We start from the raw sequence: 18,121 nt of genomic DNA on the forward strand, positions 1-18,121 counted from the left end.
CGCCGCCGCAGCTGCCGCCTAGGGCGCACTTCCTACCGTAGGCCCTTCAATGTCCAAGATCACACTTACCTCCCGAGTGCCCATGCGCACCCTGTTGTCCACTTCCGTTGCCCTGATGCTGGCATTGCCGCTGGTTGGGCGCGCTGAAGATTCATCACCACAGACACCCGATGGCAGCGCCACCACACTGGATGCGGTGCGCGTCAACGCCTATCGCACCACCACCCACACCTCCGGCGCCACCAAGACCGACACGCCGGTTGCGGAAATGGCCAAGTCGGTCTCGGTCATTGCCCGCGAAGAGCTCGATGCCCGTGGTGTGCAGAACCTCAACGAGGCGATGCGTTACGTGGCCGGCGTGGTTCTGGAGAGCGGCGGCATAGACAACCGCGTCGATGACTTTCGTATCCGCGGCTTCGATGCCGGCAGCTGGAGCAACAATGTCACCATCGATGGTATGCGCGCCCCGCAGGGAGGGCAGTGGAACCGGACCATGGTGGACAGCTGGAACCTGGACCGTGTCGAGGTGCTGAAGGGGCCGTCGGCCGTCATGTATGGCCAGGTGGCTCCGGGCGGCATGGTCAACCAGGTCAGCAAGACCCCGACACCTGACCAGCAGCAGGTGTTGCAGTTGGGTCTGGATGGAAACGGCCAGCACAGCAGCGCGTTCGACCTGGGCATGGCATCGGACGACAAGCGCCACCTCGGGCGCCTGGTGGGCTTGTATCGCGACGGTGACACGCAGATCAAGCACACCCAGCAGCAGCACTGGTTCCTGGCCCCCAGCTATACCTTCCAGATGGCCGAGCGCACGCGACTGACGGTACTGGGTCTCTACCAGCGTGATGACGGCGGCTCGACCTACCAGTTCCTGCCGATGGACGGCACGCTCAAGGCCACCCCCTATGGGCGCATGAAGAACACGACCTTCATTGGCGAACCGAACTGGAACACCTACGACCGAACCATCTGGACGGCCGGCTGGCTGTTCGAACATGCCTTCAATGAGAACTGGACCCTGAGCCAGGGTGCCCGCCGCACCAACGTGGAGTCGACCTTCCGCACCGTGGTGACCAATGGTGGCCTGAACCCGGATGGCCGCACGCAGAAGCGCCGTGCCACCTGGGGCGAGGGAGACTCTCAGGGCGACACCATCGACACCCGCGTTACCGGCAAGTTCCAGACCGGCTCGGCTGAACACACGCTGCTGGTGGGCGTGGACTGGCAGAAGGCCGATTGGGATGCGGCACGCGGGGCGATGCGTGATCCGGCGCCGATCGACATTTTCAATCCGGTCTACACCGGCTATGTTCCGGTGACCAACAGCATCAGCTACTCGGGAGGCGTCAACCGCCAGACGGGTGCCTACCTGCAGGATCAGATCGCGCTGGACAAGTGGCGCTTCACCGTGGGAGGCCGTTACGACTGGACCAAGGACGACACCTGGACGCAGTCGTACACCGTGGCCACGGATCGCTATGGCGCACGCGCGCCGAGCCGCATCAAGAACGAGTCCTTCAGCGGCAACGCTGGCATCCTGTTCGTGGCTGACAACGGCCTGACGCCGTATCTGAGCTATGCCGAGTCGTTCCAGCCGGCAGGCAGCACAGCTACACAGTCCTTCGACCGGACCCCGTTCGACCCAATCACTGGCAAGCAATGGGAAGTGGGCGTGAAGTATCAGCCGTCTGGATTCGATGGCCTGATCACGCTTTCAGCCTACGATCTGCGCCAGCAGAACATCCTCACCAACGACCCTGATCCCAGCCACAACACCTGTGGCACGACTGGGTCCAGCCAGTGCCAGGTCCAGGATGGCGAAGGCCGCGTACGTGGCGTCGAGCTGGAAGGCCGCATCACCCCCCTCGATGGCTTCAGCGTGATCGGTGCCGCATCGTGGATGGACTCGGAAGTCACCAAGAGCAACAACGGCTATCAGGGCAAGCAGTTGGCGATGGTTCCGGACTGGACCGCTGCGCTGTGGGGTGACTACACCTTCCAGGGCGGGGCACTCGCAGGCCTCAGCCTTGCCGCAGGCGTCCGCTACAACGGCGAAAGCTACGGTGACAGCGCCAACGTCTACCTGATTCCGTCCTACACGATGTGGGATGCAGCCATCCGTTATGACGTCGGTGCGATCGGGAGCGTGGGCACGCAGTTCGCACTCAACGTCAGCAACCTGACCGACAAGCGATTCGTGACCACGTGCAGCGGTGTCTCCTCGTGCTTCTTCGGCACGGGACGCACCGTCACGGCTACTGCTCGGTTCACCTGGTAACCCTTCCACCCCGTGACCGGCCAGCCAGGTCACGGGGCTTCCAAATGAGAGTTCCAGAATGTCGGTAGTGATGGCGGTGCTGGCTTCAGTCGCGGGTTTGGTTGGGGCATGGCTGTTCTATCTGGCGTCGCCGAAACAGCAGTGGCGGCACGCCGGGCCCTGGCCTGCGCGTGGGAAATGGATTCCCGGCAGCACCTTGTCGCTGGTCTCGCTGGCCTTGTTCCTGTCTTTGATGGGAAGCGCTGCGGCCTTCTTCACCTGGTTGACGATTCTGATGCTGGTCTGGTCGGCGGCGCCCTTCCTGGGCGTCTGGCGAGCTCGACAGCGTGGAGGTGGCCATGGCCAGCCCTGACAAGCTGCAGAGCCGACACTGGTTCGGAAAGACGTGTGCCGGTGTATTCCTGGGCTTCGGGCTCTCCCTGGCCTTGTCCGGCCTGTTCGCGTGGTTTGGGCCCGGCGGCATTGATGGCGGGGGTGGCAAGGCCCAGTTCAACATGTGGCTGGTCGTGCTGCTGTGGGCCCCGATCCTGTCATTTGTTTTCCTTTTTCGTAGCAGCGCAAGCGCCTGGCTGTGGCTGGGTGCTGCCAACGCAGTCGCCTTTGGCGGGCTCTGGTTGGCGCGCAGCCACCTAGGCTGACTGGACCTCACATGAAGATCCGCAACGACATCATCAAGGTCTACAAGGACGTGCACATATGGGTTGGCATCTTTGCTGGCCTGATGCTGTTCATCGCCTTCTATGCGGGCTCGATCACCATGTTCGAGAAGCCGCTGGAGCGATGGGCGACACCGCCGTCTGCGCTGTCTGCGCCGGTCCCGATGGAACGTGCACCTGACCTGCTGGCCGCAGTACTCAAAGCGCATCCCGAGGCGGCAAAGAACTACAGCGTGATGGTGCAGACGTCGCCTGAAGCGCCTGCACGCCTGATCTGGCGAATACGTGGCGACAAGCCACGGCAGTTCACTGAGTTTGGCGCAAGCTTTGACGAGAAGGGCCACCTCCAGGTGGAGCAGTTGCGCAAGGCACCGGTGGCGCAGCTTGTTGATACCTTGCATCAGTTCGTCGGTCTGCCGTTCCCCGATGCGATTTCGCGCCCCATCATGGGCACCATTGCGCTGATGTATACCGTGGCCCTGATCTCCGGCGTCATCGTGCTGTTGCCGACGCTGGTGAAAGACTTCTTCGCCGTGAGGGTAGGTAAGAACATCAAGCGTATGTGGCTGGATGTGCACAATGCGCTGGGCATTGTCAGCCTGCCGTTCCACCTGATCATGGCCGTGACCTGCGTGGTATTCGCTTTCCACGATCAGATCTACGACATCCAGGACAAGGTGGTTTATCCCAACGGCATCCAATGGGGCGAAGAGCACGATGCCGGGCCTGCCCCGGGTGCTCAGCCGTTGTCCGCTCCGGCACTACTGGAAAAGGTAAAGGCACAGCTGCCGGGCTTTGAGGTCTACAGCCTGGGCTTCCAGCAGAAGGGTAGTGAGGTCGAGGGGCGTGTCAGCGGTCTGGATATCCGTTACGGGACCCGTGCCCGCACCTACATGAGCACCCATCTCGATCCCTACACTGGCGTGGTGGACACCCATGACCTGCCAGGACACATGGGTGGCTGGGATACCGCCGTCAATGCCTTCTTCATGCTTCACTTCGGCAGCTTTGGCGGGAACCCGGTGCGCTGGATGTACCTGTTGCTTGGGCTTGGCGGTGCGATCGTGTTCTACACCGGCAACCTGCTGTGGATCGAGTCACGACGCAAGAAGCAGCGCGATGCCAGCCTTCCCGAACAGAAGCGATCCACCCGGGTGCTGGGATCGCTGACCATCGGTGTGTCCCTGGGCTGTGTCATCGGCATCTCGGCAACACTGGCAGCTACCAAGTGGCTTCCTGACCTGGTTGCCAATGTGCCGGCATGGCACGAAGGCATCTACTATGCGGTCTTCCTGATGGCAGTCGGTTGGGCGTTCCTGCGAGGGGCTGCGCGCTCGGCATATGAGTTGCTGTACGTTGGCGCCATGGTGACGGCACTGATCCCGCTCGGCAGTCTTGCAGCATTGGCCGGCGTGCCCGGCACCTGGAACCATTCAAGTGCTGGGGGGGCCGTGGACGCGACCGCAATCGTTGCTGCCCTCATTCTCTGGCAGCTGGCGAGGCGTTCCAGGAAGCGCGCGAAGGTGGGCCACAGGGACAGCGTTTGGGCCACCGATGGAAATGCGACCACAAGGGCAGGGCGCATCCAAGCGGCCGGGAAGTAGATCCGTGTTGCCCGCCGATGGCCGGCCACATTGAAAGGGCAGCGGTGAACAGAGTTGGCAGCATAAATGGCTGTAGCATCGCCGAAGTCCTGCAGATGACGGTCGACCAGGCGGATGCGTTCTTCATGGAAGAAGACGCCATTGCCCGCCCGCTGCACTTGCTGCAGCAGATCAGCCTGGGCTACCTGAGGCTGGGCCAGCCGGCCACGGAACTTTCTGGGTGATTGACGTCGGGCCTGGCGCAGGCGGTGCGGGGCACTACGAAACCTTGCAATGGCGAATCCTCTGGTGACTTTCCAGCCAAAGGCGTCCACTTTGATGCTGCAGTGCACACAGAAAAACACGATCCAGCTAGTCCCATCCGGCTATAGGTCGCCAACGCAACTCGACGCACACTTCGCCACGTAAAGGCCGACGGAAGGGCGTGATATGAGTCTGCATGTGGGGAAACTGCGCGGGCTGGCAGTGCTTCTGTTCCTGCTGAATCCCTTGCTCGCGGGCGCGCTGCCGGCAGCGCCGCCCGCACCGACACCCGAGGTGGTTCCGCTGTGGCCGCAGGGCCACTGGCAGCAACGCGCACGTGGCCCAGAACGGATCGGTATCGAGGGCAGCGCAAAGGGCGCGGTCTCGGGAATCAGTAACGCGCGCATGGAGATCTACCGACCGCTGAAACCGAACGGGACAGCCGTGGTGATCTTCGGAGGTGGTGGTTACTTCCGCATCCAGATCGGCAGCGCTGCCAAGCCGACGGCGCAGTGGCTGCAATCGCTGGGTGTCACTGCCGCCGTGGTCTACTACCGTCTGCCTGCCGATGGGTGGGCACCGGTCTCGCCCTTCCAGGATGGCCAGCGCGCCATGCGATTGCTGCGCGCGCAGGCGGCAAGCCTGGGGGTCGATCCGAAGCGCATCGGCGCATTGGGCTTTTCCGCCGGCGGCAATCTTGCCGGAATCGTTGCCACGCGCTTCGATGCCCCGTTGTATCCGCCGGTGGATGCAGCCGACCAGCTGTCAGCGCGCCCGGACTTCCTTGCCATGATCTATCCGGTCGTTTCAATGCGCGCGCCGCTGGACCACACCCGGTCGAAGCGGGAACTGGCGAGCCAGGACGACGCACAGCAGGCCTATTCGGTCGAACAGCACGTCCGCAAGGACATGCCGCCGGTGTTCCTGGCCCAGGCCGTGGATGATCGCACCGTGGATGTCGGCCACAGCGTGGCCATGTACCAGGCCACGCATGCGGCAGGCATTCCGGTGGAGCTGCACCTGTTCGAAGCCGGAGGTCACAGCTGGGGGTTGGGCAAGCCCGGGACATTGGTCGCGCAGTGGCCGCGCCTTTTCGCCAACTGGGCACGCAGCCACGGCTACCTCGGGCCGCCGCCCGCGCGGCTGCCGCCGCACGATGCCAACGCGATACCCACGGCTGCAGCTCAGCCACCGCGCTCGCTGGACGATGACGGCGCGGGCGACTGAGCCGCGCACTGTATTTCATTCGGGAGAACTGCATGAATTCACTGAAGCGTGCCGCGCTTGGCGCGGCTGCCGGCGGCTGCCTGTTGCTGGCTTCACCCTCTGTGCTGGCTGCGGCCGGCGATACCGAAGCCGGATTGCGTGCACAGGTGCAGCAGCAGGCCAAGCAGTTGCGTGAACAGGCAACCCTGCTGGAGCAATTGAGTGCACGCCTGGCTGCACTGGAACGTGGATCGCACAGTACGGGCGCGGCACCTGGCAGAGGTACGGGCGTCGATGTGCAGGTGGCTGCGGCAATCGCTGACACCCGGCAGGACGACATGGCCATTCTGCAGGCGCAGGTGGCACAGCTCGCCGCAACCGGTGGCGGGGGCGATGGCAATGTGCGTTGGCGCAAGGGAGGCCCTGAGTTCCGCAGCAGCGATGGCCAGTTCACCTTCCACCCCCGTGGCCGGGTGATGGTCGACTTCAGCAGTACCCACGGTTCCGGATTCGACGCACGCAATATCAAAGGCACTGATCTGGCCAGCGGCCGTCTCGGCGCCGAAGGCCGGATGGGACCGCTGGGTTACAAGATCGATGCGGACTTTGCGGGCAACGATGTCTCGCTGAAGGACACCTATCTGTCCTGGGACACGCGGCTGGGTGGCCTGCCAACGGAAATCTACGTGGGCAACAAGCTCAAGGACCGTGGGATCGATGGTGGCACCAGCGGCGTCAATACGCCTTTCATGCAGCGCAATGCGGTGGCGTCTGTGGGTGCCCAGCAGAGCGGGTATTACGGGCTGGGCGTCACCACCAAGGTGATCGGTGATGGCTGGCACGCCAGTGTGGCGGTGACCGGCGACGATATCGGCAATGACAGCACGGCCAGCGACACCCTTGCGTATCTGCTGCGCGCACACTGGAACCCACTGCGTGGCCAGGCAAGCTTCGTGCATCTGGGAGGCTGGTACTGGTACGAGGATCTCGCCCAGGACGTGGGCAGCATCAACAAGACCTCCCCGATCGCGCTGGGCTGGAACGGCAATGTGCGCGTGTCGGCCAGCTCCATCGCCAATGTCACCGTCAACCACGCCTGGGGGCTTGAGATGGGCGGAGTGTACGGCCCGGTGTGGGCCTTCGCCGAACACACCACCCGCACCATCGAGTCACGCACGGTCGACTCGGTCGACCAGCAGGCGACATCGGTCTACGCCGGCTGGCTGATCACCGGCGAGCGCCCCGGATTCAGCAGCCGCTCCGGGGTATGGGGCACCACGCGGGTATTGCGCCCGGTGCAGGAGGGGGGCGCCGGCGCTTTCGAGCTGGCCGCGCGTTACGACCGCTACGACTTTCTGGATGCGGCCCGTGGCGGCGAGGGCACGGCATGGACGCTCGGGGTGAACTGGTACCTCAACAACTGGTCACGCCTGATGCTGAACTATGTTCACTGGAAGACCGACAACAAGGTCGGCAACGCGCAGGGGCCGGATTCCGGCAACACCGTCGGCGTGCGAGCGCAGGTTTCGTTCTGATCTGGCTGACGATCTGCAAATATCGGTACCGATTTTTCGATGATGCGGCTCGATCGCGGGATGGAAGGACAGTCATTTGCGTGCGTCCAAAGGGACAGAAGGTGACGGATGGTGTGACCAAGCAGACGACCTCCGCCTAGAACTTCATCCTCACACCACCATTCACCACAAACCCTTCCAGCGGCGCCCATGCATCCACGGTCCACTGGCCATCGTCGGCGCGGCGAGGCCGCAACATCGGGTTGTAGCCGCTCTGGCGGACGTTGAGGATGTTTTCCAGGTTGAGGAACAGGCTGACTCTTCCCAGCACAATCTCCCCCAGTGCACCTACTTCCAGATACGGCCGGCTGCGTCGACGCCAGGGATTTTCGTCAAGCGCCTGGATGCCGGTGTAGTAGGCTTCCAGGCCCACGCGACCACGATCATGCCGCTCCCACATGGCAACCAGTCCTGCGCTGTGCCGGGGTGTGAGGGAGACCGGGCGGCGGCCAGCGCCTTCCGCGCCGGGTTCTCGCGCGTCGGTGTAGACATAGCTGCCGGTCACCGTGATGTCCTGCCAGCGGTAGCGCAACAGCAGTTCACTGCCACGGGTGCGGGTGACACCCGCCAAATTGATCAGCTGCACACGTTCACCCGGGGCGATTACAGCCTCCACCAGGCGCACCGCATGGTCGATGTCGGATGCGAACACGCTGAGGTTCAGCTCCCAGGGGCCATGCACGTAGCCTGCATCGATGGACCCCGTGGTAGCGATCTCCGCACGAAGGCCACTCAGCGGCTCCAGGCGTGAAAGGCCAGCGGCCTCGATCTGTTCGACGAAGGGCGTAGGAGCATAGAAGCCTCTGCCGATCGACGCGCGCAGGGTCCAGTCGTCAGGGCGGAACAACAGTGACACGCGGGGGCTGAAATGCCCCCCATAGGTGCTGTGGTCATCCCAGCGCGCACTGCCGGAAAGCGTAAGGTCATCGCGCAACGCCTGCTCGGCCTGTACGAACAGGGCGGGCACGGTGTAGCGGTAATCAAACTGCGCGTATCGGGCGGAACGGAACCGGTCCTGCTGCGCGGCAATGCCCGCCAGCCAGCTGGTGGCGCCTACGCCGGACGCATAGCTGACTTCCGCAAAGCCGGTCTGATGGGTGTCGTTGTCCTGCTCAGGGCCATACCCGTGGTCGTGATCTGTGGACATGGCCGATGCGCGCAGCTGCAGGCGGTCGCTCTCGCGCACCGGAACATCGACCACGGCGCCGGCGTCAACGCGCTCCGTGCGCTGTGTTAGGGCGACCGGAACATCGACCACGGCGCCGGCGTCAACGCGCTCCGTGCGCTGTGTTAGGGCGAAGGGCTGCCCATCGGGCGCCCGTTGACCGGGCAGGGTCCCGCCCAGCCGGCTCTCGCGCATTGCGCCTGCCGTCAGCAGCGCACGCGCTCCGTTCTCCGATTCCCAGAACAGCCGCGGCCTGACCGTGGCACGTTCGTAGCCGGGAATATCAGCCCAGCCGTCTCCGTCCAGATCCTGTCGGTCCTGGCGGTGGTAGCCGGCCACCACCGACAAGCCCCAGTGCTCTGCCAGCGGCCGGGCTGCGTAGCCGGTCACGTCCTGGCCGCCGCGGCTGGTGGCATTGAGCAGCATCTCGGCCTCGGCAGTCTCCTTGGGCCGGCGCGATATCAGGTTCACCACGCCACCCAACGCAGCCGGGCCGTACAACGCCGACGCGCTGCCCTTGATGATCTCGACACTGCCAAGGTCGGTCGGGGGTATCTGCAGCAGGCCGATGGACGATGACTGACCGCCGTACAGCGGCAGACCATCGGCCAGCAGCTGGGTATATCGACCGCGCAGGCCCTGGATGCGGATGTTCGATGCGCCCATGCCCGGCGAGGTGTTCTGCACCCGCACGCCCGCCGTCTCGGCCACAAGCATGGAGACGTTGCCCGGCGACATCAGCAGCTTCTCCTCGATCTCCTCCTGCGATACGACGTCTACCCGGATCGGTTCGTCGGAAACGCGACGCCCTGACCGGGTTGATTGCACCACCACCGCATCCAGCTCCACAGCCTCATCGTGGTGGTCGTCGTGCGCGGCGGGTGGTTCATGCGCACTGGCCGAGGCCGCGGCGGACAGCAGAGCGGCGCTCAACGCCAGGGCAAGCGGATGGGGAAACAGGGTCATGGGTCGTCAGGGCGGCGGGGCCGCGCGGTGGCGAAGTAGCCCGGCGTTGTAAACCTTGATCCAACTACAAGGTCAAGGGCCAGGCTGCGGCTGAAGGGCTTCCAGCACCCTGCAATCGGCCACGCGGCCGCCCGGGCAATTGCCGATCATTCGCTTCAGTTCGCCCTGCAGCGCCTGCAGGTCATGGATCCGGCGCGTGATATCCGCGATGTGCGCTTTCACCACGTCGTCCACCGAACTGCATTCGTGTTCGCGCTGCTCACCAAAGGCGATCAGCTCGCGGATCTGCTCAATGGAGAAGCCAAGCTCACGGGCGCGGCGCACGAATGACAGACGCCGCTGGTCCTGGGCGCTGTAATAGCGGTAGTTGCCGTCCGAACGCAGCGGTGGCTGAAGCAGGCCGATCTTTTCGTAATAGCGGATGGTTTCGGCCTTGGTGCCGGTCTGCCGGGCCAGCTGGCCGATGGTGAGGTGGGCGGACACGGGCTTGACCTTGTAGGGGCTACAGGGTTGATAACGGCTGCCCCACCTCTTTTCAAGCCCAGGCCAGACCTGGCCGGAGATACCCATGGACCACTGCTGCGGCCACAAGCGCCGGGAACTGGAAGCGTTGGCTCTCCACAGTGCGCAGCGGCGCGTACTGGTGGCGGTACTCATCATCAACCTGGCGATGTTCTTCATCGAGTTCGGCGCGGGCATCATGGCGCGCTCCAGCGCCCTGCAGGCCGATGCAGTGGACATGCTGGGCGATGCGATCGTATACGGCCTGAGCCTGTGGGCAGTGAAGCGGGGAGCGCGCTGGGAGGCCGGCGCAGCCCTGGCCAAGGGGCTGCTGATCCTGGGCTTCTTCGTGTTCATCGTGGTGGAGGTGGTCGGCAAGCTGGCCCACGGCGTGCCGCCTTGCAGTGGCTTGATGCTGGGGTTCGGAGCCATCGCGCTGTTGGCCAATCTGGTGTGCCTGGCACTGCTGTGGCGGTTCCGCGCGCTCAACATCAACATGAAAAGCACCTTCGAGTGCTCCCGCAATGATGTCGCCGCCAACCTCGGTGTACTGGTGGCTGCCGGTGGCGTTGCGCTGACCGGACGCGGCTGGCCGGATATCGCGGCGGGCGTGGTCATTGCGCTGCTGTTCCTGAAGTCAGCGGTTGGCGTCATCAGCGAAGCGTGGCCCGCGTGGCGCGCGGCTGCGAAAGCGTGAGGTGATGCAAGGGGCTCCGGCGAGATACCGGAGCCCGGAAGGGCTTACTTTTCCTGCAGGAACGTCAGCAGGTCCTGATTGACCTTGTCCTTGTGCGTGTCAGTCAGCCCGTGCGGCGCACCCGGGTACACAATCAGCCTGGCGTTCTTGACCAGCGTTGCCGACTGGCGGCCGGAGATGTCGATCGGCACGATCTGGTCGTCATCACCGTGGATGACCAGGGTGGGCACATCGAACTTCTCCAGGTCGGCGCGGAAATCGGTGGCCGAGAACGCGGCAATGGAGTCGTAGGTGTTCTTGTGGCCACCCTGCATGCCCTGTGCCCGCCATGCATCGATCAGGCCCTGAGACACCTTCGCGCCTGGGCGGTTGAAGCCGTAGAACGGGCCGGACGGGATGTCCTTGTACAGCTGTGCGCGGTTGTCCATCTGCGCCTTGCGGATGCCATCGAACACTTCAATCGGCAGGCCGTTGGGGTTGTCAGCGGTCTTCAGCATGAACGGCGGCACCGAGCTGATCAGCACGGCCTTCTTCACCCGGCCGGTGCCATGGCGGCCGATGTAGCGCGCCACTTCGCCGCCACCGGTAGAGAAGCCCACCAACGTCACGTCATGCAGATCGAGCGTGTTGATCACCGTGGCCAGGTCATTGGCGTAGTGATCCATGTCGTTGCCGTCCCACGGCTGGCTGGAACGGCCGTGGCCACGACGGTCATGGGCAATGACGCGGTAGCCGTGGTTGGCCAGGAAGATCATCTGCGATTCCCAGCTGTCCGAGTTCAGCGGCCAGCCGTGGCTGAAGGTGACGACCGGGCCGTCCTTCGGGCCCCAGTCCTTGTAGTAGAGCTGCACGCCATCGGCGGTGGTGATGTAGCTGGCGGTGCGCGCGATGCTGGTGATCGGCGCCGACTTGGCCGGTTCGGCGGCCTGCGCGGACAGGCCAGCCTGGACCGAGAGGGCGAGGGTGGCAACGGCCAGGGTGCGGGCGAAGGTGTTCATGCGGGAACTCTCATGGGTGGGTGGTGAGGCGTACTTTGCGCCTGTACTCAGGCGTCAGGGTGATGCAATGTCCGGATTTCTTGATAGATCGTCCTGCATGGATGTTCGCACCCGAAACGCTGCCCACCGTGTGTTGACAGGGTAGAACGTTCGTTCTACCATGCAGCCATGCACAAGACCGGCACCGACACCGCGCAGAAGATCCTGGCCACCGCCGAGGCGCTGATCTATCAGAACGGGATCCACGCCACCGGCATGGACCTGCTGGTGAAGACCTCCGGCGTGGCACGCAAAAGCATCTACCGGCACTTTGAAAACAAGGACCAAGTAGCCGCTGCGGCATTGAACGCGCGCGACGTGCGCTGGTTGGACTGGTTCCAGCAGGAGTGCGACAAGGCCGACAGCCCCGAAGCGCGCATCCTCGGCATGTTCACCGTGCTCAAGGGCTGGTTCCAGTCCGAGGGCTATCGCGGCTGCGCCTTCATCAATACCGCGGGCGAGGTGGGCGACCCCGACGATCCGATCCGCCACATCGCAAAACACCACAAGCAGAAGCTGCTGGATTACACGCTGGAGCTCACCACGCAACTGCATATCGAGCAGCCGGACGCACTGGCGCGGCAGCTGCTGGTTCTCATGGAAGGCGCCATCACCGTCTCGCGCGTGATGGGCGACTACAACGCCGCAGACACCGCCAGGGATGTTGCAGAAGTGTTGTTGGAGCAGGCCAGGCGCTGACGCCTGAGCCATCAAAACCCGTCGAAGCACCCCGTTCATCCACTTGATTGGAGGCCCCGCCGTGTCCACTGAAGCACCCCGTCCGCCGCTGCCGCCGTTCACCCTTGAATCGGCCATCGAGAAGGTTCGCCTTGCCGAGGATGGCTGGAACTCCCGCGATGCTGACAAGGTCGCACTGGCCTATTCGCTCGACACCCGCTGGCGCAACCGTGCCGAGTTCACCCACGGCCGCGAGGAAGCGCGGCAGTTCCTGGCCCGCAAATGGAAGAAGGAACTGGACTACCGCTTGATCAAGGAACTGTGGGCCTTCAACGGCAACCGTATTGCCGTGCGCTACGCCTATGAATGGCATGACGACTCCGGCAACTGGTTCCGTTCCTATGGAAACGAGAACTGGGAATTCGGAGCGGATGGGTTGATGGAACATCGGTTCTCGAGCATCAACGACATGCCGATCAAGGCGAGCGAGCGCAAGTTCCATTGGCCGCTGGGGCGTCGCCCGGATGATCACCCAGGGCTGTCCGATCTGGGTATGTGAGCACGGCTGACCGACGTTCGCTTCACCCTCCATTGCGTAACCTGCACGCCACAGCACGTCATGCCTCAGGTTGAGGCATGACGCGCACCAAGGCTGGAATCGAGTGCTTTCACTCGCAAAACAGGAGGCAGGACGCGACCGTGAAGGCAGTTCCCATCATCATCGCAGCAGCACTGGCCGCACCCTCGTTTGATGCGCGCGCGGCCAGCGAAGACCGCAACGCAGCGCCTCATTTCGATCTCGGTGGCGCCGTTCGATTCAACTATGGTTGGCTCGATTACGGGCCCACCAGCCGCCTGCAGCTGGAGCTGCTTCGCGCCGACCTCGACGCCGGCAGCGGGCCTTTCTCCTTCTCCGCGCAGTACCGCTGGTACGACGGCTTCGATGCAATCCATCATGCCTATGCGGGCTGGAAGTTCACCGACGCCACGCAGCTGAAGGCCGGTATCCAGCAGGTGCCCTTTGGGCTGCTGCCCACGGTCTCGCAGAGTTTCTGGTTCGGGTCCGGGTACTACCTGGGCATCGAGGACGACTACGACCCCGGCGTTGTGGTGCTCCACCAGGCCGGCAAGACCACCTGGCACCTCGGCTGGTTCTCGGGTGACGAATACGGAACCGGGGCACGCTACGACCGCTATTCCTTCGATGTGGCACAGACCGATGCGTTGCCGTATCGCGAACGGCAGCGGTTCAATGTGCGCGTCGAGCAAACGCGCGACTGGGCAGGCGGCGAGCTGCTGGTCGGCGCATCGGCCTTCGCGGGCAAGGTGCAGAACACCCGCACCCGCCGCCATCACGATCACCAGGCCGCCGCCGTGCATGCGCAGTGGAAACGCGATGGCTGGACCACCCAGCTGCAATGGGCACGGTACCGCTACAACGTGCCCGGCGAACGCATCGCACTGTCGGCGTTCCAGGCCCCGTTTGAAATCGCGGCCGAGGCCGATGTGCCCAGTGCCAACGTTGCCTATTCCTTTGGCCCGCGCGGCTGGCTGGACGACCTGGCCTGCTACAACAACCTCAGCATGACGCGCCCGGTGGGGCACAGCAGCGGGGTGCGCGACTCCTGGCAGAACGTCGCCGGCTGCAGCCTGCAGAAGGGCGTGATGCTCACCTATGTCGACTGGATTGCCGGCCGCAACATGTGGTTTGCGGGCGGCGATGGCATCGGCATCAACAATGGCGGCCCGTCGCGCTGGCATTCGCGGCTGAACCTCAATATCGGGTTCTATTTCTGAAAGCTGCTGCGCGTCGGCTACGATGCTACGGCCGGTATCGTAGCCGGGGGCAGGGGACGCAATGGACATGCAGGCAGGGGGCGGACTCGATTCGCCGGCAAAGACCGATTCGCAGGAACTGACCTTTCACTGGCTTTACCAGCGGGTGCAGGGGCTGGTTGAGCACAGCATCTATCCGAAGGCGGGCAGGGGGGAGACGTGGGCGTTTCGCGTTGGTTTGGCCGCCGCGATCGTTGGCATTCTCTGTGGCCAGCTGCCTGATCGGTGGCTACCCGTCAGTGTGGTGTTGCAAGTGGTTGTTGCGTGCCTGTCGATCGAGATCGGAGGCTTCCTTCTTGGAGGTGTTCTTGCCGTCCGCAGAGGCTTCCGCCAGTTCAGTCAGCCACGGTTGTCGCACGCGATGGAGATGGACGGCGACTTCGCACACTGGCATACGGTGGTTACCGAGCTTCGCAGTTTCCCTCGCATTGAGCGCGAGCGCCGCTTGCGCTACGTCAGCACGCTCCGTACCAATATGATCGAGCGCATGGGCCTGATGTACGGCGGGCTGCAGCGGCTTGGGCCGTTTCCACTGTTGATTGCGCTCTATCTGCAGTTCCGGGGATGGAAATGGGGTGACTGGGCTGGCGCATTCGACGTCAGCCTTGTCGGCGCATTGTTGATCTTCGCCATGGTGCTGCTGTACCTGTTGGGCTGGATGCTGATCAGCATGCGCACCCGCCTGGACACTTACGTGGCCCTGCTGGAAGGCTCCATCCACGAACCTGAGCCGCCGCAGCCCGCGCCTCTGTAGCGTCGAGCCATGCTCGACTACTGCGTGCCACATCGCGCCCCATCAGGAACCTCGCTGGCGAAAATCTGCAGCACCCGGTCCATCAGAACAGGCTCCGGCACACCAGCCAGCACCTGTTCCAGATAATCCAATGGCTCCAACTGCCATTGGAGGATTGCTCGCATCTGCAGAACGGCGGGCGCCCGCTGCTCCGCGTCCAGTGAGACCTGCAACAGCAGATGTTGCGAGCGCCTCTCCAGCCACAGCACCGGAACGCCTTTGCAGTGAATCTGGAACGAGGCATCCCGATGTTGTTCGACGAACTGGAAGCCCTGTCGCGGCCTAGACTCCACGAACTGCATTGCCTGGCGGTGCAGTTGTGAGAATCGATCGTCGTTGATGCTTTGGAACCCGATAGGAGATGGCAGTGGGGGCGCCAGCCACCGCGCCTGTGCCGCAACCACCACCACGAGACAGAGCGCGGTGGCCGCCCAGCGATGCCGCGTCACTCAACCGTCCGGACGTACCCGTGTGCTGGCGTGCGCTACGAGACCCAGCCCGGCCATGATCAGCCCCTCCATGACGCGCGGGCCGACGTACTGTTCCAGTTCGCCGTTCTCGCGGGCGCGCTGTGCGGCCAGCAGGATTTCCAGCACCACGCGAAGGCCGGCCAGCGAACAGTCGGTGTCGGCGAGGGCGAGCCGTCGGCCGGGCATCTGGTGGCGCTCCGGCCAGGGCTGGCCATCGGAGGCAGCGCCGGAACCGATGCTGTGCAGCAGGGCGATGAGCGTGTTCGGGTCCAGCGCGGGTCCGTTGGCGGGCGCGTCGTGGATCGGGTGCGGGGCAGGGGAGTGGGGCTGGGTCATGGCTGGGCTCCTTGCGTGCAGGCAGAAGCCGCCACCGATAAAGGTGGCGGACGGTGCGTGGTTCGAAACCCGGTGTTCGCTGAACCGGCAGGCACAAGGCCTCCACGCACCGCCCGCCATAGCCGGCCGACGGATTGCCAGCCGGCACCACACAGGGTGATGCCGGCTGGCAAGCGTTTACTTCAGCGAACTACCGGGGTTTCGAATCCCGGCCACCCGTTTCCGGTGGCACGCAAAGGAATACGCCCGGTTGTGCGCGATGCCAATGCAGTAAGGCCGATGCCGTCACCACTTTCAACACTTTCAGAATCGTTGCATACGGCGCAATGAGGCTGAAGCCTTGCGCTGCAATGCTATCGGCGATGTCGGTGGTGCAGGCCTGCGGACTGTCGGCATCCGCCCGGAGAGACCATGAGCGAGGCGGATGCGACAGGACTACCAAAGGCCGCCAGGCGTCAGTAGCCCTTCAACGCGGCTTTGGTCCGCTCCAGCCAGGCGGCATTGTGGCTGCGTGCATGGCGCGACCAATGCTGGGCATTGTCGATGATGCTGGCGAGCAGGCTACGGGCCTGCTCACGGTCGGCGGGCTGCGGTTGTGCCATCAGCCACTCGGCGTAGAGGCAGCGCGCAGCCGCATCGTTTCCACATTCCACAGCACGCTCAAACGCTGCGCGCGCACCGGGCGCCAGAGAGGCGGCCAGTGCCTGCGCGTAAAGCAGGGTCTGTTCCGGCTTGCGGCGCACGTCCGGATGGCGGGCGAACAGGCCATCCAGCGTCTCGACTGCAAGTGCGGCGTGCCCCGACTCGAGGCGGGCGCGCGCCAGACCGGTAAGGATGTAGGGGTCGTCACCCAGTGGCGAGCTGGCCGCCTGCTCAAGCAGGGTTCTGGCTTCCTCCGCCTGGCCGGCATCCAGCAGCATCATGCCCAGGCGAACCCGATTCTGCACGGTGGGCGTGCGCGCCAGCTCGGCGCGAGCGTTACGCAGGTCCTGGCCCGGGTCCATGAGCTGCTTGGCGGAGCGAACGACCTGCCGGGCGCCGCGCGAGTGGCGTACTTCCGGGAAGTAGATCGCCAGGAAGTAGACGACGCTGCCGAGCAGCGGGAACGAGAAGAGCAGGATGAGCCAGTAGAGGCTCTGGCCAGAGCGGATGGCGTGCACCGCGAAGTAGATGGCCACCAGTACGTGGAGTCCGATTCCGATATAGGGCATGTGTGCCGCCTCGTCCATGTGAGGGGTGGAACTATGGTGGGGGAGGGGTGGGGCGCCAATGGGGTGGCGCCGGTCGGGCGTGACGCGTCACGTTAATCGAGTTGGATTCTGCGGGGCAGAGTGCTGCATGTCACTGTGTGCCGGGGATGCACTGATGGAAGGGGATACATGGAACGTATGCAAAAGACGCTAACGATGGCCGATGTTGCTGGATAGGGTTCGGCGCTGGTCACGTTTGGCTTGGTTCAAGGGGCCTTCTATCTGAAAGCGTATTGGGGTCACTTCGGCCTGGATCCCTTTCAGTTTGTTGCGGTAAGCGAGCTTGCGCTGGCAGGGCTTGCGGGGATCGGCATGGTGTTGTTCTTCATGCTCGTGGCCCTACTGCTTGGCGGCTGGGCTGAAGGCAAACTGACAACGAACACATCTATGTCCTGATGATGCTTGTCTATGTGTCGATTTCTTCGAATTGGCTTGGATCTGAGCGTGCCAGGAAGATCACTACCGACGGAAGCGAGCACACGGTGACGGTGACTGCTGATGGGAAGGTGCAGGGCGGCCTGAGTCTGGTGGGTCGCTTGGGTGATAGTTATGTGCTGTGGGATCCGGCGAAGAATCTCCCGATTCTTGTGCCTGTGGACGTTGTTGGGGGGCTGGAAATCGCGCGAAAACCTGTGCTCTCGGCCAATGCAGGCCAGCCGCGATAAGGTCTCGTTATCGAGGCTATCCATTCCTCTCGCCGTCTATGTCAGCCTCCGGAAGCCAACCTGCGTCGACACCTCGTCTTCGCATTCCACGACAAAGGCAACCGCTTCATGCGGGTTTTTTTGAACGCACCGAAAGGCTGGCAGGCATCCTGGAATCGCCGCTGCC

The 18,121-nt window shown here is 63.8% G+C and carries 19 protein-coding genes; 13 read left to right on the forward strand and 6 right to left on the reverse strand.

Annotated elements, in window-relative coordinates:
- Nucleotides 1–82: 82 nt before the first annotated feature.
- The 7 genes from AC07M7_RS13225 to AC07M7_RS13255 all read left to right on the forward strand — a co-directional run bounded on the left by AC07M7_RS13225 (nt 83) and on the right by AC07M7_RS13255 (nt 7,522).
- Nucleotides 83–2,278: a TonB-dependent siderophore receptor gene (locus tag AC07M7_RS13225; protein WP_495207578.1), complete on the forward strand. Its 2,196-nt coding sequence runs from the start codon at nt 83–85 to the stop codon at nt 2,276–2,278.
- A gap of 58 nt (nt 2,279–2,336) precedes the next feature.
- Complete coding sequence (locus AC07M7_RS13230; RefSeq protein WP_495207579.1) at nt 2,337–2,630, forward strand: hypothetical protein; 294 nt, start codon at nt 2,337–2,339, stop codon at nt 2,628–2,630.
- Entirely contained in the window at nt 2,617–2,916 is a 300-nt protein-coding gene (locus tag AC07M7_RS13235; RefSeq protein WP_337302449.1) for a hypothetical protein, read from the forward strand. The genes AC07M7_RS13230 and AC07M7_RS13235 overlap by 14 nt, the downstream gene beginning before the upstream one ends.
- An 11-nt stretch (nt 2,917–2,927) precedes the next feature.
- On the forward strand, nt 2,928–4,538 hold the full coding sequence (locus AC07M7_RS13240) for a PepSY-associated TM helix domain-containing protein (RefSeq protein WP_495207580.1): 1,611 nt from the start codon (nt 2,928–2,930) through the stop codon (nt 4,536–4,538).
- Between the two features lie 17 nt (nt 4,539–4,555).
- On the forward strand, nt 4,556–4,762 hold the full coding sequence (locus AC07M7_RS13245) for a hypothetical protein (RefSeq protein ID WP_495207608.1): 207 nt from the start codon (nt 4,556–4,558) through the stop codon (nt 4,760–4,762).
- Between the two features lie 205 nt (nt 4,763–4,967).
- Nucleotides 4,968–6,008, forward strand: a complete 1,041-nt coding sequence (locus tag AC07M7_RS13250; protein ID WP_495207581.1) for an alpha/beta hydrolase — start codon at nt 4,968–4,970, stop codon at nt 6,006–6,008.
- A 32-nt stretch (nt 6,009–6,040) separates the two neighbouring features.
- Nucleotides 6,041–7,522: a porin gene (locus AC07M7_RS13255; protein WP_495207582.1), complete on the forward strand. Its 1,482-nt coding sequence runs from the start codon at nt 6,041–6,043 to the stop codon at nt 7,520–7,522.
- Nucleotides 7,523–7,658: 136 nt separating this feature from the next.
- Here AC07M7_RS13255 and AC07M7_RS13260 read toward each other — a convergent pair whose 3' ends face one another.
- Together AC07M7_RS13260 and AC07M7_RS13265 are read right to left on the reverse strand one after the other, a co-directional pair.
- Nucleotides 7,659–9,692, reverse strand: a complete 2,034-nt coding sequence (locus AC07M7_RS13260) for a TonB-dependent receptor plug domain-containing protein (protein ID WP_495207583.1) — start codon at nt 9,690–9,692, stop codon at nt 7,659–7,661.
- A gap of 72 nt (nt 9,693–9,764) precedes the next feature.
- Nucleotides 9,765–10,262, reverse strand: coding sequence for a MerR family transcriptional regulator (locus tag AC07M7_RS13265; RefSeq protein ID WP_253077972.1), 498 nt, complete (start codon nt 10,260–10,262; stop codon nt 9,765–9,767).
- On the opposite strand from AC07M7_RS13265, the gene AC07M7_RS13270 reads away from it, so the two are divergent.
- A complete protein-coding gene (locus AC07M7_RS13270; protein WP_495207584.1) occupies nt 10,261–10,890 on the forward strand; it encodes a cation efflux transmembrane domain-containing protein in 630 nt (209 codons plus the stop codon). The two genes, AC07M7_RS13265 and AC07M7_RS13270, sit on opposite strands and share 2 nt — an antisense overlap.
- 44 nt (nt 10,891–10,934) lie before the next feature.
- On the opposite strand, the gene AC07M7_RS13275 is transcribed toward AC07M7_RS13270, so the two are convergent.
- On the reverse strand, nt 10,935–11,888 hold the full coding sequence (locus tag AC07M7_RS13275; RefSeq protein ID WP_495207585.1) for an alpha/beta fold hydrolase: 954 nt from the start codon (nt 11,886–11,888) through the stop codon (nt 10,935–10,937).
- 168 nt (nt 11,889–12,056) lie between these two features.
- Between AC07M7_RS13275 and AC07M7_RS13280 the strand changes: the two genes are divergently transcribed.
- The 4 genes from AC07M7_RS13280 to AC07M7_RS13295 all read left to right on the forward strand — a co-directional run bounded on the left by AC07M7_RS13280 (nt 12,057) and on the right by AC07M7_RS13295 (nt 15,195).
- Nucleotides 12,057–12,626 (forward strand): TetR/AcrR family transcriptional regulator, encoded by a 570-nt coding sequence (locus AC07M7_RS13280; protein ID WP_447782987.1) that lies wholly within the window; start codon nt 12,057–12,059, stop codon nt 12,624–12,626.
- A gap of 61 nt (nt 12,627–12,687) precedes the next feature.
- Complete coding sequence (locus AC07M7_RS13285) at nt 12,688–13,164, forward strand: nuclear transport factor 2 family protein (protein ID WP_495207586.1); 477 nt, start codon at nt 12,688–12,690, stop codon at nt 13,162–13,164.
- 140 nt (nt 13,165–13,304) lie between these two features.
- Entirely contained in the window at nt 13,305–14,402 is a 1,098-nt protein-coding gene (locus AC07M7_RS13290) for a hypothetical protein (protein ID WP_495207587.1), read from the forward strand.
- A 61-nt stretch (nt 14,403–14,463) separates the two neighbouring features.
- Nucleotides 14,464–15,195, forward strand: coding sequence for a hypothetical protein (locus AC07M7_RS13295; RefSeq protein WP_495207588.1), 732 nt, complete (start codon nt 14,464–14,466; stop codon nt 15,193–15,195).
- A gap of 17 nt (nt 15,196–15,212) precedes the next feature.
- Here the strand turns inward: AC07M7_RS13295 and AC07M7_RS13300 are convergent, their stop codons facing one another.
- From AC07M7_RS13300 to AC07M7_RS13310, 3 genes are all read right to left on the reverse strand, one after another.
- Nucleotides 15,213–15,683, reverse strand: coding sequence for a hypothetical protein (locus AC07M7_RS13300; RefSeq protein ID WP_495207589.1), 471 nt, complete (start codon nt 15,681–15,683; stop codon nt 15,213–15,215).
- Nucleotides 15,684–16,040 (reverse strand): hypothetical protein, encoded by a 357-nt coding sequence (locus AC07M7_RS13305; protein WP_495207590.1) that lies wholly within the window; start codon nt 16,038–16,040, stop codon nt 15,684–15,686.
- A gap of 455 nt (nt 16,041–16,495) precedes the next feature.
- Nucleotides 16,496–17,251: a tetratricopeptide repeat protein gene (locus AC07M7_RS13310; RefSeq protein ID WP_495207606.1), complete on the reverse strand. Its 756-nt coding sequence runs from the start codon at nt 17,249–17,251 to the stop codon at nt 16,496–16,498.
- Between the two features lie 434 nt (nt 17,252–17,685).
- Between AC07M7_RS13310 and AC07M7_RS13315 the strand changes: the two genes are divergently transcribed.
- Nucleotides 17,686–17,955 carry a hypothetical protein gene (locus tag AC07M7_RS13315; protein WP_495207591.1) on the forward strand — a complete coding sequence of 90 codons (270 nt, stop codon included), beginning with the start codon at nt 17,686–17,688 and terminating at the stop codon, nt 17,953–17,955.
- Nucleotides 17,956–18,121 lie beyond the last annotated feature (166 nt).

The sequence above is a fragment of the Stenotrophomonas sp. GW821-FHT09E08 genome (assembly GCF_059416125.1).

What these genes read in the sequence shown, in the direction of transcription:
- AC07M7_RS13235 (WP_337302449.1), top strand. Translation starts at nt 2,617, where the DNA reads ATGGCCAGCCCTGACAAGCTGCAGAGCCGACACTGGTTCGGAAAGACG.
- AC07M7_RS13280 (WP_447782987.1), top strand. Translation starts at nt 12,057, where the DNA reads ATGCACAAGACCGGCACCGACACCGCGCAGAAGATCCTGGCCACCGCC.
- AC07M7_RS13230 (WP_495207579.1), top strand. Translation starts at nt 2,337, where the DNA reads ATGTCGGTAGTGATGGCGGTGCTGGCTTCAGTCGCGGGTTTGGTTGGG.
- AC07M7_RS13305 (WP_495207590.1), bottom strand. Translation starts at nt 16,040, where the DNA reads ATGACCCAGCCCCACTCCCCTGCCCCGCACCCGATCCACGACGCGCCC.
- AC07M7_RS13310 (WP_495207606.1), bottom strand. Translation starts at nt 17,251, where the DNA reads ATGCCCTATATCGGAATCGGACTCCACGTACTGGTGGCCATCTACTTC.
- AC07M7_RS13315 (WP_495207591.1), top strand. Translation starts at nt 17,686, where the DNA reads ATGATGCTTGTCTATGTGTCGATTTCTTCGAATTGGCTTGGATCTGAG.
- AC07M7_RS13295 (WP_495207588.1), top strand. Translation starts at nt 14,464, where the DNA reads ATGGACATGCAGGCAGGGGGCGGACTCGATTCGCCGGCAAAGACCGAT.
- AC07M7_RS13265 (WP_253077972.1), bottom strand. Translation starts at nt 10,262, where the DNA reads ATGGGTATCTCCGGCCAGGTCTGGCCTGGGCTTGAAAAGAGGTGGGGC.
- AC07M7_RS13260 (WP_495207583.1), bottom strand. Translation starts at nt 9,692, where the DNA reads ATGACCCTGTTTCCCCATCCGCTTGCCCTGGCGTTGAGCGCCGCTCTG.
- AC07M7_RS13250 (WP_495207581.1), top strand. Translation starts at nt 4,968, where the DNA reads ATGAGTCTGCATGTGGGGAAACTGCGCGGGCTGGCAGTGCTTCTGTTC.
- AC07M7_RS13255 (WP_495207582.1), top strand. Translation starts at nt 6,041, where the DNA reads ATGAATTCACTGAAGCGTGCCGCGCTTGGCGCGGCTGCCGGCGGCTGC.
- AC07M7_RS13270 (WP_495207584.1), top strand. Translation starts at nt 10,261, where the DNA reads ATGGACCACTGCTGCGGCCACAAGCGCCGGGAACTGGAAGCGTTGGCT.
- AC07M7_RS13240 (WP_495207580.1), top strand. Translation starts at nt 2,928, where the DNA reads ATGAAGATCCGCAACGACATCATCAAGGTCTACAAGGACGTGCACATA.
- AC07M7_RS13275 (WP_495207585.1), bottom strand. Translation starts at nt 11,888, where the DNA reads ATGAACACCTTCGCCCGCACCCTGGCCGTTGCCACCCTCGCCCTCTCG.
- AC07M7_RS13225 (WP_495207578.1), top strand. Translation starts at nt 83, where the DNA reads ATGCGCACCCTGTTGTCCACTTCCGTTGCCCTGATGCTGGCATTGCCG.
- AC07M7_RS13245 (WP_495207608.1), top strand. Translation starts at nt 4,556, where the DNA reads ATGGCCGGCCACATTGAAAGGGCAGCGGTGAACAGAGTTGGCAGCATA.